This window comes from Agromyces marinus (assembly GCF_021442325.1).
Classification (GTDB): domain Bacteria; phylum Actinomycetota; class Actinomycetes; order Actinomycetales; family Microbacteriaceae; genus Agromyces; species Agromyces marinus.
Genome location: NZ_CP087879.1, coordinates 2,590,434 through 2,607,599, shown reverse-complemented (window position 1 = coordinate 2,607,599; position 17,166 = coordinate 2,590,434). Strand labels below are relative to the sequence as shown.

18 protein-coding genes and 3 tRNA genes are annotated in these 17,166 nt (G+C 71.8%); 16 read left to right on the top strand and 5 right to left on the bottom strand.

What is annotated here, in order from left to right:
• Nucleotides 1–92: 92 nt before the first annotated feature.
• Complete coding sequence (locus tag DSM26151_RS12195) at nucleotides 93–782, bottom strand: hypothetical protein (protein WP_234659796.1); 690 nt, start codon at nucleotides 780–782, stop codon at nucleotides 93–95.
• Nucleotides 783–905: 123 nt separating this feature from the next.
• On the opposite strand from DSM26151_RS12195, the gene DSM26151_RS12190 reads away from it, so the two are divergent.
• Both DSM26151_RS12190 and DSM26151_RS12185 read left to right on the top strand, forming a co-directional pair.
• The gene (locus tag DSM26151_RS12190) at nucleotides 906–1,103 is read left to right on the top strand and encodes a hypothetical protein (RefSeq protein ID WP_234659795.1); all 198 of its coding nucleotides are present in this window, start codon (nucleotides 906–908) and stop codon (nucleotides 1,101–1,103) included.
• Between the two features lie 155 nt (nucleotides 1,104–1,258).
• Nucleotides 1,259–2,323 (top strand): tyrosine-type recombinase/integrase, encoded by a 1,065-nt coding sequence (locus DSM26151_RS12185; protein WP_234659794.1) that lies wholly within the window; start codon nucleotides 1,259–1,261, stop codon nucleotides 2,321–2,323.
• A gap of 46 nt (nucleotides 2,324–2,369) precedes the next feature.
• On the opposite strand, the gene DSM26151_RS12180 is transcribed toward DSM26151_RS12185, so the two are convergent.
• The 3 genes from DSM26151_RS12180 to DSM26151_RS12170 all read right to left on the bottom strand — a co-directional run bounded on the left by DSM26151_RS12180 (nucleotide 2,370) and on the right by DSM26151_RS12170 (nucleotide 2,700).
• Nucleotides 2,370–2,442, bottom strand: a tRNA-Phe gene (locus tag DSM26151_RS12180).
• A 73-nt stretch (nucleotides 2,443–2,515) separates the two neighbouring features.
• Nucleotides 2,516–2,589, bottom strand: a tRNA-Asp gene (locus tag DSM26151_RS12175).
• A gap of 38 nt (nucleotides 2,590–2,627) precedes the next feature.
• Nucleotides 2,628–2,700: transfer RNA gene (locus DSM26151_RS12170), tRNA-Glu, on the bottom strand.
• Nucleotides 2,701–2,911: 211 nt separating this feature from the next.
• Here DSM26151_RS12170 and DSM26151_RS12165 point away from each other — a divergent pair.
• Nucleotides 2,912–4,258: a peptidoglycan DD-metalloendopeptidase family protein gene (locus DSM26151_RS12165; RefSeq protein WP_234659793.1), complete on the top strand. Its 1,347-nt coding sequence runs from the start codon at nucleotides 2,912–2,914 to the stop codon at nucleotides 4,256–4,258.
• Nucleotides 4,259–4,331: 73 nt separating this feature from the next.
• Here the strand turns inward: DSM26151_RS12165 and ppa are convergent, their stop codons facing one another.
• On the bottom strand, nucleotides 4,332–4,817 hold the full coding sequence (ppa, locus tag DSM26151_RS12160) for an inorganic diphosphatase (RefSeq protein WP_234659792.1): 486 nt from the start codon (nucleotides 4,815–4,817) through the stop codon (nucleotides 4,332–4,334).
• Between the two features lie 61 nt (nucleotides 4,818–4,878).
• Between ppa and tilS the strand changes: the two genes are divergently transcribed.
• The 13 genes from tilS (at nucleotide 4,879) to panC (ending at nucleotide 17,034) form a co-directional block, all read left to right on the top strand.
• Complete coding sequence (gene tilS, locus DSM26151_RS12155; RefSeq protein ID WP_234659791.1) at nucleotides 4,879–5,910, top strand: tRNA lysidine(34) synthetase TilS; 1,032 nt, start codon at nucleotides 4,879–4,881, stop codon at nucleotides 5,908–5,910.
• 56 nt (nucleotides 5,911–5,966) lie between these two features.
• Complete coding sequence (gene hpt / locus DSM26151_RS12150) at nucleotides 5,967–6,518, top strand: hypoxanthine phosphoribosyltransferase (protein ID WP_234659790.1); 552 nt, start codon at nucleotides 5,967–5,969, stop codon at nucleotides 6,516–6,518.
• A gap of 33 nt (nucleotides 6,519–6,551) precedes the next feature.
• Nucleotides 6,552–8,240 carry an MFS transporter gene (locus DSM26151_RS12145; protein WP_234659789.1) on the top strand — a complete coding sequence of 563 codons (1,689 nt, stop codon included), beginning with the start codon at nucleotides 6,552–6,554 and terminating at the stop codon, nucleotides 8,238–8,240.
• A 68-nt stretch (nucleotides 8,241–8,308) separates the two neighbouring features.
• Entirely contained in the window at nucleotides 8,309–10,324 is a 2,016-nt protein-coding gene (ftsH, locus tag DSM26151_RS12140; protein WP_234659788.1) for an ATP-dependent zinc metalloprotease FtsH, read from the top strand.
• Between the two features lie 35 nt (nucleotides 10,325–10,359).
• On the top strand, nucleotides 10,360–10,956 hold the full coding sequence (gene folE / locus DSM26151_RS12135) for a GTP cyclohydrolase I (RefSeq protein ID WP_234659787.1): 597 nt from the start codon (nucleotides 10,360–10,362) through the stop codon (nucleotides 10,954–10,956).
• A gap of 37 nt (nucleotides 10,957–10,993) precedes the next feature.
• Nucleotides 10,994–11,794: a dihydropteroate synthase gene (folP, locus tag DSM26151_RS12130; RefSeq protein ID WP_234661891.1), complete on the top strand. Its 801-nt coding sequence runs from the start codon at nucleotides 10,994–10,996 to the stop codon at nucleotides 11,792–11,794.
• Nucleotides 11,778–12,149: a dihydroneopterin aldolase gene (gene folB / locus DSM26151_RS12125; protein ID WP_234659786.1), complete on the top strand. Its 372-nt coding sequence runs from the start codon at nucleotides 11,778–11,780 to the stop codon at nucleotides 12,147–12,149. The genes folP and folB overlap by 17 nt, the downstream gene beginning before the upstream one ends.
• Complete coding sequence (gene folK / locus DSM26151_RS12120) at nucleotides 12,146–12,631, top strand: 2-amino-4-hydroxy-6-hydroxymethyldihydropteridine diphosphokinase (protein ID WP_234659785.1); 486 nt, start codon at nucleotides 12,146–12,148, stop codon at nucleotides 12,629–12,631. Before folB ends, folK begins: the two co-directional genes overlap by 4 nt.
• Nucleotides 12,628–13,098: a DUF3180 domain-containing protein gene (locus DSM26151_RS12115; RefSeq protein ID WP_234659784.1), complete on the top strand. Its 471-nt coding sequence runs from the start codon at nucleotides 12,628–12,630 to the stop codon at nucleotides 13,096–13,098. Before folK ends, DSM26151_RS12115 begins: the two co-directional genes overlap by 4 nt.
• Entirely contained in the window at nucleotides 13,091–13,708 is a 618-nt protein-coding gene (locus DSM26151_RS12110; protein WP_234659783.1) for a PH domain-containing protein, read from the top strand. Before DSM26151_RS12115 ends, DSM26151_RS12110 begins: the two co-directional genes overlap by 8 nt.
• Entirely contained in the window at nucleotides 13,705–15,381 is a 1,677-nt protein-coding gene (locus tag DSM26151_RS12105; protein ID WP_234659782.1) for a PH domain-containing protein, read from the top strand. The genes DSM26151_RS12110 and DSM26151_RS12105 overlap by 4 nt, the downstream gene beginning before the upstream one ends.
• Nucleotides 15,371–16,147 (top strand): Rossmann-like and DUF2520 domain-containing protein, encoded by a 777-nt coding sequence (locus DSM26151_RS12100; RefSeq protein ID WP_234659781.1) that lies wholly within the window; start codon nucleotides 15,371–15,373, stop codon nucleotides 16,145–16,147. The genes DSM26151_RS12105 and DSM26151_RS12100 overlap by 11 nt, the downstream gene beginning before the upstream one ends.
• Nucleotides 16,144–17,034, top strand: a complete 891-nt coding sequence (gene panC / locus DSM26151_RS12095; RefSeq protein ID WP_407650993.1) for a pantoate--beta-alanine ligase — start codon at nucleotides 16,144–16,146, stop codon at nucleotides 17,032–17,034. Before DSM26151_RS12100 ends, panC begins: the two co-directional genes overlap by 4 nt.
• The last annotated feature ends 132 nt before the right edge of the window (nucleotides 17,035–17,166 follow it).

The following is a 17,166-nucleotide window of genomic DNA, read 5'->3' as shown; positions in this document are numbered from 1 at the left end:
AGGACTAGTAGGTCTCGTCAGCGAGCTAAACTGCCGCGGCGACTGTCGGATCTTGACGTGTGCGAGCAGGTGACCGTCCCGAGCAGGCGTTGCTACCCGGCGCGGCCGCGTCGCCCAGGCGGCAGTAGCCTGCGGTCGCGGGCCTTGGTGATCCAGCCTTGGGCTGTGGAGAGGGCGACACCGTTGATTCGTGCCATCGTCGCGCTCGGATTCGCGTCGCCCCGCTGCGCTAGCCGGCCGTGCTGCAGTGCGACGAGCTCGTAGAAATCTGCCACTTTCTTCGGATCGCCAAGCGGCTTGAGAAGTTCGCGCTCGCTGACTTTCCGACCCGACGGCAGCACGATCTTGCCACCCGTGATCGTCTCGGTTCGCTTCATCGCGAACAGCCGCTTGTTGATCGCGGCCTCGATGCGGGCGGTCGGCAACTCGCGGAGGAGCTGGCTCGTGATGGGTTCGCCCGGGCGCCAGGGCAGGTATATCACGCCGGTGATGCGCACCTCTTCGGGCACGGCGAAGAGCTGCCGTTGCAGGCGGATCATCACGCGGGTGTGCGTGGCCTCGTGCTCGAGGTAGCGCCAGCGGCCGTCGGTGGTCTCGTTCTGGTCGGAGTCGGCCGGCGAACGATGGTCGTCGTACCCGAGCACCGCGTCGATATTCGCGCTCGCATCGTCGTCGCGCTCGCCGGGGAACCGGTTCGGGAGGTACCAGCCGTCGGGCAGGTCGTCCCGCACCAGCAAGCCGTCGAAGGACTGGTCACCGGGTCGGGGAGAGGGCTTGGCCATGATCCGAGTCTAGCCATGATCTCAGGTAGTTGCCGAAACATGCGAAACGGTGGTAATCTCAGGTACCTGCAAATAGCCGCGTAGCGAGGCAAGCGGCGAGCGGCTGGTCGGAAGGGGTTCGTCATGGTCGATATCGCCGTGAGGGTCGAGTACCTGAACCGCGCCGAGGCGGCCGAGCGGTGTCGCATCCCGGTCTCAAGCTTCGACAAGCTCAGACGCGACGGACTCATCCCCGAGCCCGACGCCCACATGGGCAAGCACCTGCTCTGGAGCGCCGACACCATCGACGAACTCCTTGCCCGAGGTGGCACTGAGACCTGATGGCCGGTCGGCCGGGCCGAGATTCCCCGACGCGGGTCGATCCGCGCACCGGGCGACCTCTGCCCGAGGGCATCCGTTGGCGCGCCGATCGACAGCGGTACCAGATCCGTGTAGTCGGGCCGAGCGTCGACGGGGGAGCGGCTGAGCGCACGCGGATGTTCCTCACCCTCGCCGAGGCCAAGCGCGAGCTCGCGAAGATGGTCGCCGGCCGCAACCCGAATGGCTCGATGACCCTCGAGCAGTGGCACGAGAAGTACTGGCCGGCGATCGAGTCGTCCGTACGTCCCGCAACCGCACGAGGCTACGGCGTCGCCTGGCGGTTGCGTGTGAAGCCGAGTCTCGGCCGGCATCGGCTCCAGGACATCACTTCGCCGATGATCGAGTCCGCGATGGTCGCGTGGTCGGGTGGGGCATCCGCGAAGAACGACGCGCTCGCCGTGCTCTCGCGCCTGCTCGACGGTGCTCGGCGTTCGCGGTTCATCGACTACAACCCGGCGCGCGAGGTGAAGCGGCCGAGCATGCGCGAGTCGGTCTCGCCGATCTCGCGGGCGCTCACACTCGACCAGGTGCGCACGCTCCTCGAGCTTGTGCCGGAGGGCGCCTACCGCAGCTACGTCGCCGCGCTCGTCTACACCGGCATGCGCGCGGGCGAGGCGACTGCGCTCCGCGTCGGCGACGTCGATTTCGAGCGCGGCATCATCCGCGTCAGCCGCTCGCTGAGCCCCGGCCAGCGAGGCGAGCTGATCGAGCAGTCCCCGAAGAGCCACAAGTCACGCGAGGTCCCGCTGATCGACGCGCTGCGCCCGTACGCCGAGCAGGCCGCGCGCGGCAAGCAGCCGAGCGACCTGCTGTTCTCCGGACCAGACGGCGGACGGCTCACGAACCACAACGCCCGCCGTGGCGTCGACTGGGAGGAATTGCGCAAGGCGATCGGCCGGCCCGACCTCCGCGTCCACGATCTGCGTCACACGTTCGCGACGATCCTGTTCGACGCCGGCGCGAGCGCACCCGACGTGCAGGCGACCCTCGGCCATTCGAGTCTGCAGGTGACGGAACGCTATTCACGCGCCCGAGAAGGCGTCGCGCTCCGCGCTGGCGCGGCGCTCGACCAGATGCTCGGAGCAGCGGACGACGCGGCAACAGAGATGGCCCCGGGGAAGACGCCGTCTAGAGTTAATGGCCCAAGAATGGCCCAAGCTCACCGAAGGCCCTCGCGTTAGGTCCACGCCAACGAGAAAACCCCCGGTAAACCGGGGGTTTTGACTGTGGCTCCGACCGGCATCGATCCGGTGACCTTTCGATTTTCAGTCGAACGCTCTACCAACTGAGCTACAGAGCCTCGGGGTGCCGAAGCACCTCGATGATAAGGAGAAAGCCCCTTCACTCGAAAGGGAAAGGGCCTGTCGCCTGAGCGACCCTGACGGGACTTGAACCCGCGACCTCCGCCGTGACAGGGCGGCACGCTAACCAACTGCGCCACAGGGCCTCGTAAAGAAGCTGTTCAATTGTAAACCCATCGCGGGGTGACCCCAACGGGATTCGAACCCGTGCTGCCGCCGTGAAAGGGCGGTGTCCTAGGCCGCTAAACGATGGGGCCGGAGGTCTCGCCGTGAGGTTCGACCGCCGAGAAGAAAGCATATGCGAACCTCGCCGAGATTCCAAAACGAGCTCGGGCGGGCGGAACGCACTCCCGCCACGCCCGAGCGAAATGCCCGATGGGCCGCGCTTCCGTGCCTAGTGTGGCAGGGCCACTGCCCGCACGCAGGAGAACATGAGCGCGCGCCGGACGGCCGTGCGGATGGGAAGAGATGTCGCGAATCGCAGAGCCCGGATCCCCGCGCACGCGCGGCGGCCGACTGCGCGCGTTCGCGGCGGTGCTCGCCCTGGTGATCGGCGCGACGGGCGGCGTCGTGGCGAACCCCGCCCCCGCGTACGCCGCCGACTACCCGACGTGGCCCGAGGTGCAGCAGGCGAAGGCCGACACGAAGGCCGCCGCGCGGGCCGTCGACCAGATCATCGGTCTGATCGGCGAGCTCGAGGCGAACGTCGCGGCGGCGCGCGCCGAGGCGGAGCGCCGCACCGAGGAGCTCTTCGTCGCCCAGCAGGCCTACGACGACGCGGTGCGTCGGGCCGACGACATCCAGGCGCAGGCGGACGAGGCTCAGGCGGCCGCCGACGAGGCCGAGAGCAACGCCGGCCAGCTCGCGGCGCAGCTCTACCGGACCGGGGGGTCGGATCTCGGCGTGAACCTGCTGTTCGACGCGGGCGACGCCGCGAGCACCGACCTGTTGCTGTCGAAGCTCGGGTCGATGGAGAAGCTCGTCGAGCGCACGGCCGACATCTACCAGGAGGCGCAGGAGGCGGGCAACACCGCGCAGTCCCTCGCCGACCAGGCCGAGGTCGCGCGCGCCGAGCGCGAGAAGCTGCGCATCGCCGCCGAGAAGGCGCTGGCCGCCGCGCAGGCCGCGCAGGCCGCTGCGGAGGCGGCGCTCGCCGAGTCCGAGGCGAAGAAGATCGAGCTCGACCAGCAGCTGGCGTTCCTCAAGGACGCGGAGGCGAAGACCACCGCCGCCTACGAGGAGGGCGAGCGCAAGCGCAAGGAGGAGGAGGAGCGCCGCCGCAAGGCCGAGGAGGAGCGCCGTCGCAAGGCCGCCGAAGCGGCCGCCGCCGCGGCAGCGGCCGGTGGCGGCGGTGGCGGCGGAGGCGGCGGCGGTGGCGGCGGTTCGACCGCGTCATCCGGTTGGTCGAAGCCCGCATACGGCTGGATCTCGGGCTACTACGGTCCCCGCGAGGTCATCTGCGAGGGCGGCTACTGCTCGAACTCGTTCCACTACGCGGTCGACCTCGCCACCGGGTGCTCGGCGCCGATCCGCGCGGCGAACTCGGGAACCGTCGTCTACTCCGGGTGGTCTGGCAGCTACGGCAACTTCATCAAGATCGACCACGGCGGGGGCATCTCCACCGGGTACGCCCACATCCGCCCGGGCGGGTTGTTCGTCGGCTACGGCCAGTGGGTGAACTCCGGCCAGGTGATCGCCTCGAGCGGCACCACCGGTGCGTCGACCGGATGCCACCTGCACTTCGAGGTGTACGACGGGTGGAGCCGCATCAACCCGCTCTCGTTCATGTCGGCGCGGGGCATCTCGCTCGGCTGACCGACGACGAAGGGCGAGCCCGCAGGCCCGCCCTTCGCGACGTGAAGCGGATGCCGCGGCATCCGCTTCCGGGTCAGTGACCCGGGTACGCCTCGATCGCCTTGGCGATGAGCGACTCGGCCTCCGCGGCATCCGCCCAGCCCTCGGTCTTGACCCACTTGCCGGGCTCGAGGTCCTTGTAGTGCTCGAAGAAGTGCTCGATCTCCTTGCGGGTGTACTCGGGCACGTCCTCGATGTCCTGGATGTCGTTCCAGCGCGGGTCGCCCGCGGGGACCGCGATGACCTTGGCGTCGCCGCCGCCGTCGTCGGTCATGTGGAACACGCCCACCGGCCGCACCTTCACGCCCACGCCCGGGAACAGCGGGTACTGCGTGAGCACGAGCACGTCGAGCGGGTCGCCGTCGTCGCCCAGGGTGTTCTCGAAGAACCCGTAGTCGGTGGGGTAGACGAAGTTCGTGTAGAGCACGCGGTCGAGGAACACCCGGCCGGTCTCGTGGTCGACCTCGTACTTGTTGCGGCTCCCCTTGGGGATCTCGATGACGGCGGCGTACTCGCCCATGCTGTTCTCCTCGTTGCGGATGGCGCGCCTCGCGCCCGGATGGCCGGAATAAGGTTACGTGATGCCTTCGGAGCGACGACCCCGCCTGACCCCGTCCGTCGCCGACGTGCGACGCGCGGTCCGGTCGGCGCTTCCGGCGCGGGCCGACGACCCGCTCGCGCTGGTCGCGCTCTCGGGCGGGCCGGATTCCCTCGCGCTCGCCGCTGCGACCGCGTTCGAGGCCCCGCGGGCCGGGTGGCGGGCCGGCGCCGTCGTCGTCGACCACGGCCTCCAAGCGGGTTCGCAGGCGCAGGCGGATGCCGCGGCATCCGTCGCACGCGACCTCGGGCTCGACCCGGTGCTCGTCCGGCGCGTCGACGCCGCGGCGGAGCCTGGCGGCGCGGGACCGGAAGGCGCGGCGCGCGCCGCACGCTACGCGGCGCTCGACGCCGCCGCGCGCGCGACCGGAGCGGAGACGGTGCTGCTCGGCCACACGCTCGACGACCAGGCCGAGACGGTGCTGCTCGGTCTCGCACGCGGATCGGGCTCGGCGAGCCTCGGCGGCATGGCCGCGCGCTCGGGGCGGTACGCGCGGCCCCTGCTCGCCATCCGCCGCGCCACGACGAGGCAGGCCTGCCTCGACGCCGGACTCGCGCCGTGGGACGACCCCCACAACGCCGACCCGGCGTACGCGCGCGTGCGCGTGCGCGAACGGGTGCTGCCCGTGCTCGAGGCCGAGCTCGGGCCGGGCATCGCCGATGCGCTCGCGCGCACGGCCGAGCAGTTGCGCGAGGACGAGCAGGCGTTCGCCGACCAGATCGACGAGTTCATCGAAGAGGTGTGCGAACCCGCCGAGGCCGGGATCGCGATCTCGGTCGCGGTGCTCGCCGCGAACCCCGCGGCGCTGCGGCAGCGCATCATCCGGCACGTCGTCGGCAGCGAGTTCGGGGTCTCCCTCAGCCGCACCCAGACCCTCGAGGTGGCCCGGCTCGCGACCGACTGGCACGGGCAGGGGCCGATCGACCTGCCCCGCGGCATCCGCGCGACCCGGGCCGACTCGTACCTCGTGCTCTCGACGACCGGATCGACCGAGATCCTGCCGCACGATCACTGAGCGTGCGGCGTAGGCTCATGGCATCCGTTCGCCCAGACAGCCAGGAGGAGCTCGGGATGGATTCGCGCGAGATCGAGAACGACCTGACCGAGGTCCTCGTGACGGAGCAGGAGATCCGCGACAAGCTCGCCGAGCTCGCCCGCCGCATCGAAGCCGACTACGAGGGGCGCGAACTGCTCCTCGTCGGCGTCCTCAAGGGCGCCGTCATGGTCATGGCCGACCTGGCGCGCGAACTGCGCCCCCACGTGAGCATGGACTGGATGGCGGTCTCGTCGTACGGGGCGGGCACGCAGTCCTCGGGCGTCGTGAAGATCCTGAAGGACCTCGACTCCGACCTGTCGGGCCGGCACGTGCTCATCGTCGAGGACATCATCGACTCCGGGCTCACGCTGAGCTGGCTGCTCGGCAACCTCGCCAGCCGCGGTGCGGCGTCGATCGAGATCTGTGCGCTGCTGCGCAAGCCGGATGCCGCGAAGGTCGAGATCGACGTGAAGTACCTCGGCTTCGACATCCCGAACCAGTTCGTCGTCGGCTACGGGCTCGACTTCGCCGAGCGGTACCGCAACCTGCGGGACGTCGCGATCCTCGCGCCGCACGTGTACTCATGAGCGCCGACGCGTCGTAGGCGCGGGGGTCGTCTCATGGGGGAGCGGGGGCGCGGGGGCCGGTTGCGGGGAGCCGGCCAGGCCTTCGCGAGCAACTGGCGCAACTCCGACCTGCGTCGCGCCCAGCTCAGCTTCCTCGGCGCATGGACCGCGGAGTGGGCGTTCACCGTCGCGCTCGGGATCGTCGCCTACCGTGACGGCGGTGCGGCGGCGGTCGGGTTCGTCGGGCTGCTGCGCATGCTCCCGTCGGCGCTGCTCGCCCCGCTGCTCTCGCCCATCGCCGACCGGGGTCGCCGCGAACGCGTCCTGATCCTGGTGTCGACCGTGCGCGGTGCCGCGACCGCGGCCGTGGGGGTCGTGGTCGCGTTCGCGGGGCCGATCGCCCTGGTCTACCTGCTCGCCGTGGTCTCGACCATCGCGGCGACGCTCTACCGTCCGGCCCACTCGGCGCTCCTGCCGTCGCTGTGCCGCACCGGGTCCGAACTCGCGAGCGCCAACATGGTCCGCGGGCTGCTCGACTCGGCGGCCACGGTCCTCGGGCCGTTGCTGGCCGCCGTGCTGCTCCAGTTCGCGGGCGTCGACGCCGTGTTCGGCGTTGCCGCCGCGGCATCCTTCGCGGCGGCGGCACTGCTCATGCGCCTGCGGTACGAGGCGCCGCCGCGACCGGCAGCGACGACCGCCCCGAACATCGCGAAGGAGGCCGTCGAGGGCCTCCGGGCGGTCGGGCGCAACCGGGGCCTCGTGCTCATGCTCACCCTCGTCGCGGCGCAGGGGCTGACCCGCGGCGCGCTCACGGTCCTCTCCGTGGTGGTCGCGATCGAACTCCTCGCAACCGGTGAACCCGGTGTCGGTGCGCTCATGACCGCCGTCGGGGTGGGCGCCGTCGCCGGGTCCCTCGGAGCCTCGCTGCTCGTGGGCACGGCCCGGCTCGGCTCGTGGTTCGCGGTCGGGATCGCCCTCTGGGGCCTGCCCATCGCGCTCGTCGGCGTCTTCCCCGACCAGGCCGCCGCACTCGTGCTGCTCTCCTTCGTCGGCGTCGGCAACGCGCTCGTCGACGTCGCCGGGTTCACGCTGATCGCGAGGCTCGCCCCCGAGACGGTGCTCGCGCGCGTCTTCGGCGTCGTCGAGAGCCTCATCGCGGTGTTCGGCGGGCTCGGCGGAGTCGTCGCGGCGGCCCTCATCGACGGGTTCGGCATCGAGTTCGCCCTCATCGCGATCGGCCTGCTCTGCCCGGTGCTCGCCGCGGCGTCGTGGTGGCGGCTGCGCAGGCTCGACCGCTCGGTGGCGACACTCGACTCGGATGTCGCGCTGCTGCGCAGGGTGTCGATGCTCACGCCGCTCCCGCTGCCCTCCATCGAGCAGCTCGCGCGGGGACTCCAGCCCGTGGCGGTGGCATCCGGTGCGACCGTGTTCGCACAGGGCGAGCTCGGCGACCGGTACTACGTCATCGAGTCCGGCGAGGTCGACGTGGTCCGGGACGGGCGGGTCGTCGCGGAACTCGGACCGGGCGAGGGCTTCGGCGAGATCGCGCTGCTGCGCCCGACCGGCCGGCTGGCCAGCGTCGTCGCGCGCGGCGACCTCAGGCTCCGGGCGCTCGCGTCGGACTGCTTCCTTCCCGTGGTGCTCGGCTACACGCCGAGTGCGCTCGAGGCGGCCGCGACCGTCGACGGCATCATGTCGCACTACGAACCGGAGGACCCGGCGAAGCACCCGCCGACCTCGTGACCGGCACCTCGCGCCCACAGCGAACAATCGGCCGACCTCCAGCGGGCAGCAGGTAGCCTGCTAGCACCATGAACATGAAGAAGATCCTTCGCGGGCCGGTCCTCTACATCGTGCTGGCGATCATCGCGGTGTGGATCGGATCGACGCTCATCACGCAGTCCGGCTTCCGCGAGGTGTCGACCCAGCAGGGCCTCGAGCTCCTGAACGACGGCAAGGCGGCCGCCGTGAAGATCGTCGACGTCGAGAACCGCGTCGACCTCACGCTCAGCGAAGCCGAGGACGACCTCGGCACGCAGGTGCAGTTCTACTTCGTCACGCCTCGCGGGCCCGACGTGATCGAGGCCGTCGACGCGGCGAACCCGGCCGACGGGTACGACGACGAGGTCCCGCAGCCGAACTGGTTCCTCTCGATGCTCGGCATCCTGCTGCCGCTCGTGCTCATCGGCCTGTTCTTCTGGATCATCCTCTCGGGCATGCAGGGCGGCGGCAACCGCGTCATGCAGTTCGGCAAGTCCAAGGCCAAGCTCGTCTCGAAGGAGAGCCCGAAGGTCACCTTCGCCGACGTCGCCGGAGCCGAGGAGGCCATCGAGGAACTCCACGAGATCAAGGAGTTCCTGAAGGAGCCCGCCAAGTTCCAGGCCGTCGGCGCGCGCATTCCGAAGGGCGTGCTCCTGTACGGCCCTCCCGGCACCGGCAAGACCCTGCTCGCCCGCGCCGTCGCGGGTGAGGCCGGCGTGCCGTTCTACTCGATCTCGGGCTCCGACTTCGTGGAGATGTTCGTCGGCGTCGGCGCGAGCCGCGTGCGCGACCTCTTCGACCAGGCCAAGCAGAACGCCCCGGCGATCATCTTCGTCGACGAGATCGACGCCGTCGGCCGTCACCGCGGTGCGGGCCTCGGCGGCGGGCACGACGAGCGCGAGCAGACGCTGAACCAGCTGCTCGTCGAGATGGACGGCTTCGACCCGAAGACCAACGTCATCCTCATCGCGGCGACCAACCGCCCCGACATCCTCGACCCGGCGCTGCTGCGCCCGGGCCGCTTCGACCGCCAGATCGGCGTCGACGCGCCCGACCTCAAGGGCCGCCAGAAGATCCTCGAGGTGCACTCGAAGGGCAAGCCCCTGGCCAACGGCGTCGACCTCGAGGTGCTCGCGCGCAAGACGCCGGGCTTCACGGGCGCCGACCTCGCGAACGTCCTCAACGAGGCCGCGCTGCTCACGGCGCGCTCGAACGCGCAGCTCATCGACGACCGCGCGCTCGACGAGGCCGTCGACCGCGTGATCGCGGGCCCGCAGCGTCGCACGCGCGTGATGAAGGACAAGGAGAAGCTCATCACCGCGTACCACGAGGGCGGGCACGCGCTCGCCGCCGCGGCGATGAACCACACCGACCCGGTGACGAAGATCACGATCCTGCCGCGCGGGCGCGCGCTCGGGTACACGATGGTGCTGCCGCTCGAAGACAAGTACTCCGTCACCCGCAACGAGCTGCTCGACCAGCTCACGTACGCGATGGGCGGCCGGGTCGCAGAGGAGATCGTGTTCCACGACCCGTCGACGGGTGCCTCGAACGACATCGAGAAGGCCACCGCCACGGCACGGAAGATGGTCACCGAGTACGGCATGTCGGCCACCATCGGCGCGGTGAAGCTCGGCCAGTCCCAGGGCGAGGTGTTCCTCGGCCGCGACATGGGCCACCAGCGCGACTACTCGGAGGAGCTCGCCGAACGCGTCGACACCGAGGTGCGCGCCCTCATCGAGCAGGCGCACGACGAGGCGTGGCAGGTGCTCAACGACAACCGCGACATCCTCGACCGGCTGGCCGCCGAGCTCCTCGAGAACGAGACCCTCGACCACCGCCAGATCGCCGAGATCTTCCACGACGTGCGCAAGCTCCCCGAGCGGCCGCTGTGGCTCTCGAGCGACAACCGCCCGGTCTCGGACGTCCCGCCGATCCCGTTCCCGACCAGCCGCGCCCCGATCGACCAGGGCGCCGTGGACGGCGGCGTCGACTCGGGCACGCCCGTCGAGGAGGCGAAGGCGTCCCTGACGCAGAACACGAAGCCGCGTCCCGCCACGGCGTGAGCCGCGGCGCGGGGGCCGGCGCAGAGGAGGGTGCCATGACGCGGGTCGACACCGACCGCATCGAGCGCGCCGTGCACGAACTGCTGCTCGCGATCGGCGAGGATCCGGAGCGTCCGGGGCTCGAGCGCACGCCCAGGCGGGTCGCCGAGGCGTATGCCGAGTACTTCAGCGGCATCGGCGTCGACGCGACGCTGCCGCTGGCAGACGCGGTCCCCGCGGGTGAGACGGATGCCGGCGCAGCGGCGACCTCGGACGCGGTCGTGCTCCGCGAGCTCTCCTTCCGGTCGGTCTGCGAACACCACCTGGTGCCGTTCACCGGGACGGCGCACATCGCCTACCTGCCGGGGGAGCGGATCGTCGGGCTCGGGCGGATCCCCGCCGTCCTCGACACGGTCTCGAGCCGGCCGCAGTTGCAGGAGCGCATCGCCGAGGAGGTCGCCGACGCCCTCGAGGCCGGCCTGCAGCCGCGCGGCGTGCTCGTCGTGCTCGACGCGGTGCACACGTGCGTCACGACCCGCGGCGCGCGGCAGGCGCGCAGCTCGACCGTGACCGTGGCCAGCCGCGGGGAGTTCGCCGCGCCCGCGGCGCGTGCCGAGGTCATGGCGCTCATCGGATCGGGGAGTGGTGGCTGAGCCCGCGGCATCCGCTCTGCCGCCAGCGCCGATCCTCATGGGCGTCGTGAACGTCACGCCCGACTCGTTCAGCGACGGCGGCCGGTGGTTCGACCCCGAGGCGGCGGTCGCCCACGCGCTCGAACTCGTCTCCGAGGGCGCCGACGTGCTCGACGTCGGGGGCGAGTCCACCCGGCCTGGCGCCGCACGCGTGGACCCGGACGAAGAGCTGCGCCGCGTCATCCCGGTGGTGCGCGAGCTCGCCGGGCGCGGCCTGCGGGTCAGCGTCGACACGATGCGGGCCGCGACGGCCGCGGCCGCGGTCGAGGCGGGAGCGGAGATCCTGAACGACGTCTCGGCGGGCCTGGCCGACCCCGACATGGCGCGCATCGCGGCCGAGTCGGGCGCCACCTACGTCGCCATGCACTGGCGCGGCCACTCCGATCGGATGGACGACCTCGCCGAGTACGACGACGTCGCACGCGACGTGCGCGACGAGCTCGGCCGTCGCGTGGACGACCTGCTCGCAGCGGGCATCGCGCCCGGCCGGCTCATCCTCGACCCGGGTCTCGGGTTCTCGAAGCGGGCCGAGCAGAATTGGGAGCTGCTCGCGAACCTCGACGTGCTCGCCGGGCTCGGCTTCCCGCTGCTCGTGGGGGCATCGCGCAAGCGGTTCCTCGGGGCGCTGCTGCCCGACGGCGCCGCGGTCGAGGAACGCGACCTGCCGACCGCGGTCGTGAGCGTGCTCGCCGCCCGGGCCGGCGCCTGGGGGCTGCGGGTCCACGACGTCGCGGGCACGCGCGTCGCGCTCGCCGTCGCCGGTGCATGGCAGAGTGGACGACGTGGCCAGCACTCGTGATCGGATCGCCGTGACCGGCATCCGCGTCCGCGCACACCACGGCGTCTTCGACTTCGAACGCGAACGGGGCCAGGAGTTCGTGATCGACGTGTCGGTCGCCGTCGATCTCGCGGGCGCGGCGGCGGGCGACGACCTCGGCAGCACCGTGCACTACGGCGAGCTCGCGGTCGCGGTCGCCCGTGCCGTCGAGCGCGACCCGGTCGACCTCATCGAGACGGTCGCCGAACGCGTGGCCGAGGTCGCGCTCGGGTTCGCGGGCGTCGAGGAGGCGACGGTGACCGTGCACAAGCCGCAGGCGCCGATCGAGGTGCCGTTCGACGACGTCGCGGTCACCATCGTGCGGAGCCGGTCGTGACCCGCGCGGTGATCGCGTTCGGTGCGAACCTCGGCGATCGCGAGCGGACGATCGCCTCGGCGACCAGGGCCATCGCCGAGGCCGAGGGCGTCGAGCTCCTCGCCGCCTCGCCGGTGTACGAGACCGCTGCGGTACGACCGGGCGGGGTCGACCACGATGCTCCGCGCTACCTCAACGGCGTGCTCGTGGTCGAGACCTCGCTCGACCCGCACGCGCTGCTCGACCTGCTCCAGCGCGTCGAGACCGAGCACGGCCGGTCCCGTGAGACGCGTTGGGGCGACCGGACGCTCGACCTCGACCTCGTCGACCACGGCGGCGCCCGGGTCGAGTCCGATCGGCTCGAACTGCCGCATCCGCGCGCCTGGGAGCGCGCGTTCGTGCTCCAGCCGTGGCTCGACGTCGACCCCGAGGCCGAGATCGCAGGTCGCGGCCGAGTCGCCGACCTGCGGGCGCGGGCGATCGATGAGGTGGTGCGTCGGTGAAGCGCACCCACCCCTCGACCCTCGTCGCGTTCGCCATCGCCGGAGTGGCCGTCGCATACCTCGGCGAACTCCTGCTCGTGTCGAGCGGTGCGGCGGCGCTCGTGCCGCCCGTGTCGCTCGCATTCACCCTCGTGGGGATCGGCGTCATCGTCGTACTGGTCGCCTGGCCCATCCGGCAGGCGGTCCGCGGCTCGGGGCGGCGACGCATCGATCCGTTCCGTGCGGCCCGCGTCGCCGTGCTGGCGAAGGCCAGCAGCATCACCGGGGCGCTCGTGCTGGGCGCGGGTATCGGCATCACCCTGTTCCTGGTCACGCGCAGCGTGCTCCCGCCCGCCGGCACCGTCTGGATGGCCCTGGCGACCGCGATCGGTTCGGCGCTGCTCCTGACCGGTGCCCTGGTCGCCGAGCACTTCTGCACCCTTCCGCCCGACGACCCAGAAGAAGAGGAGGGCTCGGCGCATGCCTGACCCCGAGGACACCGCACCCGAGGCCGCCGTCGCCCCCATCGACCTCGCCGCGCCGTCGGGTGCGGGCGAGCCTGCGCCGGCGGGTGGGGTCGCGCCTGCGCCGGCGGGTGCTCCGGCCGACGGGTCCGACAACGGGGCCGTGCACGTCGACGACGACTGGCGGCGAGTGTCGCCGAAGCACGTCGTCGTCGAGGTCGTCGGGTCCGTCATCACGGCGGGCATCACGGTCGCCGTCCTGCTGGTGGTCGGCGCGTGGTTCGAACTGACCTGGGCGACCTGGGCGGGCATCGCCGTCGCGGTCCTCGCGGCCGTCGCGATCGCGTTCGAGCCCCGCCGGGTGCGCTCGATCCGGTACCGCCGTCGGGCCGACGACCTCGTCTTCCGCCGGGGGATCATGTTCCAGCGGCAGGTCGCCGTGCCCTATGGCCGGATGCAGCTCGTCGACATCACGCGCGGCCCCGTCAGCCGCGCGCTGGGCCTGGCAGACCTGAAGTTCGTGACCGCAGCCGCGGCGACCGCCGTGACCCTGCCGGGCCTCACGCTCGAAGACGCCGAGGCGCTGCGCGATGAACTCGTCGCGCTCGCCGAGACCCGCAGGGCGGGCCTGTGACCGCTCCCGAGGCACGCACGAGCGTCGGCCCGCTCGCCGACGGCGAGTGGCACCGGCTGCATCCGGCGAGCCCGCTCCTGCGCGGCGGACTGGTGTTCATCGCGGTCGTCGGCTTCATCATCGCCAACCTCCGCGAGCGAGGCATCGAACTGTTCGTGCTGCTGTTCGCACCCGGCGCGGACCGCGCGCCGGGCGGCGACGGTGGGTTCGACGGCGACTGGGGCGAGGATCCGATCGGGGGCATCGTCACGCACGGGCTCGTCGGGTGGGCGCTGCTCGGTCTCGTGGTCGTCATCGTGCTCGTCGTCGCAGGATTCTGGCTCGCATGGCGGATGCACACCTTCCGCGTCACCGACGAAGCGGTCGAGGTGCGCAGCGGCATCCTGTTCCGCTCGCACCGGAGTGCTCGGCTCGACCGGATCCAGGGCATCAACATCGCCCGACCCATGTTCGCCCGGCTCTTCGGTGCGGCCAAGCTCGACGTCTCGGTGGCCGGGCAGTCGGCCAACGTGGCGTTGACCTACCTCGGGTCGGCGCAGGCCGACCGCTTGCGCGGCGACATCCTGCGCCTGGCTTCGGGTGCGCGGAACCCGGCGACGGATGCCGCGGCGGTCGCGACCGCCTCGCCAGCCGCGGAGCTGCCGGGCGGAACCGAGCGGCCCGCCGGAACCGAACCGGCCACCGGATCCGAGTTGGGCGCCGGAGCCGAGACGCTCCGCGATCGCACCGAAGCGCTCGTCGGCCGTCGCGTCGAGGAGTTCCTCGCGCCCGAACTCGACCCCGACCTCGCCCCGCCCGAGTCGGTCGTGCACCTTCCGCTCGCGCGCGTGATCGCCTCGGCGCTCCTCGGCGGGTCGATGATCTGGTTCGTCGCGGTCATCGCCGCGATCGTGATCGGCCTGTCCACGGGCGAGATGTGGGTGCTGTTCACGTTCATCCCCGCGGCGATCGGTGTGGTCGGGTACCTGTGGTCGAGCATCAGCGGGTCGCTGCGGTACTCGATCGCGGGTACGCCCGACGGCGTCCGCATCGGCTCCGGCCTGCTGTCGACCGCCAACCAGACCATCCCGCCGGGTCGCGTGCACGCCATCGAGGTGTCGCAGTGGCTGCTCTGGCGCGCGTTCGGCTGGTGGTCGATCCGCGTGAACGTCGCCGGGCAGTCGCTGACGGCCAACGCCGAGGCCGCTCGACGCACCATCGTGCTGCCCGTCGGGACGGCAGAGGACGTGCGTCGCGTCATCGGGCTGCTCGCGCCCGACGCCGACGACGAGATCGCCGCGGTCCTGGGCGCCGGCCTCGGCGGCTCGGGTCCGAGCGACGGGTTCGTCTCCGCGCCCGGTCGCGCCCGGGTCATCCGCTGGTTCTCGTGGCGCCGCATCGGCGTCGCCCTCGTCGGCGGGAGCGCGATCCTCAGGCGCGGGTGGCTGCTGCGCAGGCTCGCCCTCGTTCCCCTCGCGCGCATGCAGTCCGTCGCCGTCGAGGCTGGGCCCGTTCGGCGCGGGCTGGGGCTCGCGTCGTTGAGCATCCACACGGTCGCGGGCCCCGTCACCCCGTCGGTCGCCGCGCTCGACCGTGCCGACGCCCACGCGCTGTTCGACCGGATCGCGGCCGAAGCCGTCGAGCGTGCGCTCCGCGATCGCAGCGACCGGTGGGGGGCCGCGCATGCGCCCTGAGCAGCGAGCCGGACGACTCGGCGTCGGAACGATCGGCGCCGGGCGGGTCGGGGCCGTGCTCGCCTCGGCGCTCGCCGGCGCCGGGCACGCCCTGACCGGGATCTCCGCGGTCTCCGAAGCGAGCCGCGAGCGTGCCGCGGCGATGCTGCCCGACCTGCCCGTGCTCGCCGTCCCCGAGATCGTCGAACGCAGTGAACTCGTGCTGCTCGCCGTGCCCGGCGACGAACTCGAGGGGCTCGTCGCGGGGCTCGCCGCCGCCGGGGTCTGGCGACCCGGGCAGCTCGTCGTGCACACCTCTGCGAGGCACGGCGTCGCCGTGCTCGAACCGGCGATGCGCGCGGGCGCCATCCCGCTCGCCATCCACCCGGCCATGGCGTTCACCGGGACGAGCATCGACCTGGGGCGGCTCGCCGGAACCTGGTTCGCGGTCACGGCCCCCGCACCGGTCCTCCCGATCGCGCAGGCGCTCGTCGTCGAGATGGGCGGCGAACCGTTCGTCGTCGCCGAACGCGACCGGGCGGCCTACGCCGAGGCGATCGACACGGCCACGACCTTCTCCTCGGCGATCGTCGACCAGGCCACGGGAATCCTCGAGGGCATCGGGATGCCGCGCGCCGGAGCGGTGCTCGCGCCGCTCGTCCGCACCGCGGTCGAGAACGCGCTCGCACGCCACGACCCGGGACCGACGATCGACGCGACGGCACCCGTCGACCCGACGACTACCATCGACGGGGCCGGAGACGATCGCTCGGGAGGTGCACCGTGACGGAGGAATCGCAGACCGTCGTGGACGGCGAGGTCGGCCTCCCGGTCGTGCACGAGCGGATCGCCGGCCTCCGCGGGGCGCTGCGCGGCGAGCGCACGGCCGGCCGTTCGGTCGCGCTCGTGCCCACCATGGGCGCGCTGCACGAGGGCCACTTCGCGCTCGTGCGCCGGGCACGCGAGCTCGCCGACGTCGTCGTGGTCTCGATCTTCGTCAACCCCCTGCAGTTCGGTGCCGGGGAAGACCTCGACCGCTACCCCCGCACGCTCGACGCCGACCTCGCCGCACTCGCGCGCGAAGGCGTGGCGTACGTGTTCGCGCCGGGTGCCGCCGAGATGTACCCGGACGGCGAGACGAGCACGCGCATCGCGGCCGGGCACGTCGGCACACTGTACGAGGGCGCGTCGCGTCCCGGCCACTTCGACGGCATGCTCACCGTCGTCGCGAAGCTGTTCCACATCGTCGCGCCCGACCGTGCCGTGTTCGGCCAGAAGGACGCACAGCAGGTCTTCCTCGTGCGTCGCATGGTCGCCGACCTCGACGTGCCGCTCGAACTCGAGATCGTCCCCACGGTCCGCGAGGCGGACGGCCTGGCGATGTCCAGCCGCAACCGGTACCTCGACGTCGACGGCCGCCGCACCGCGCTCGCCCTCTCGGAGTCGCTCGCCGCGGCGCACGCCGCAGCCGCCGACGGCCTCGACGAGGTCCTCGCCGAGGCCGCGGGCGCGTTCGGAGACCACGACGGCATCGAACTCGACTACCTCGTGGTCGTCGACCCGGTCACCTTCCTTCCCGTCGACGACGGCGCGACCGGCCCCGCGACCGTGCTCGTGGCCGCCCACGTCGGCGGCACACGGCTGATCGACAACACCGACATCGTGCTCGGCTGACGGCGCGTCGGCCGTCGCAGCCGTGCACCGTCCGCCCCGCGGCATCCGTCACCTTCCGAGCGTCCAGCCACGGCGGGATACGCTGGTGGGCGGCATCCGCTCGGATGCCCGACCCCACGAACGTCACCGATC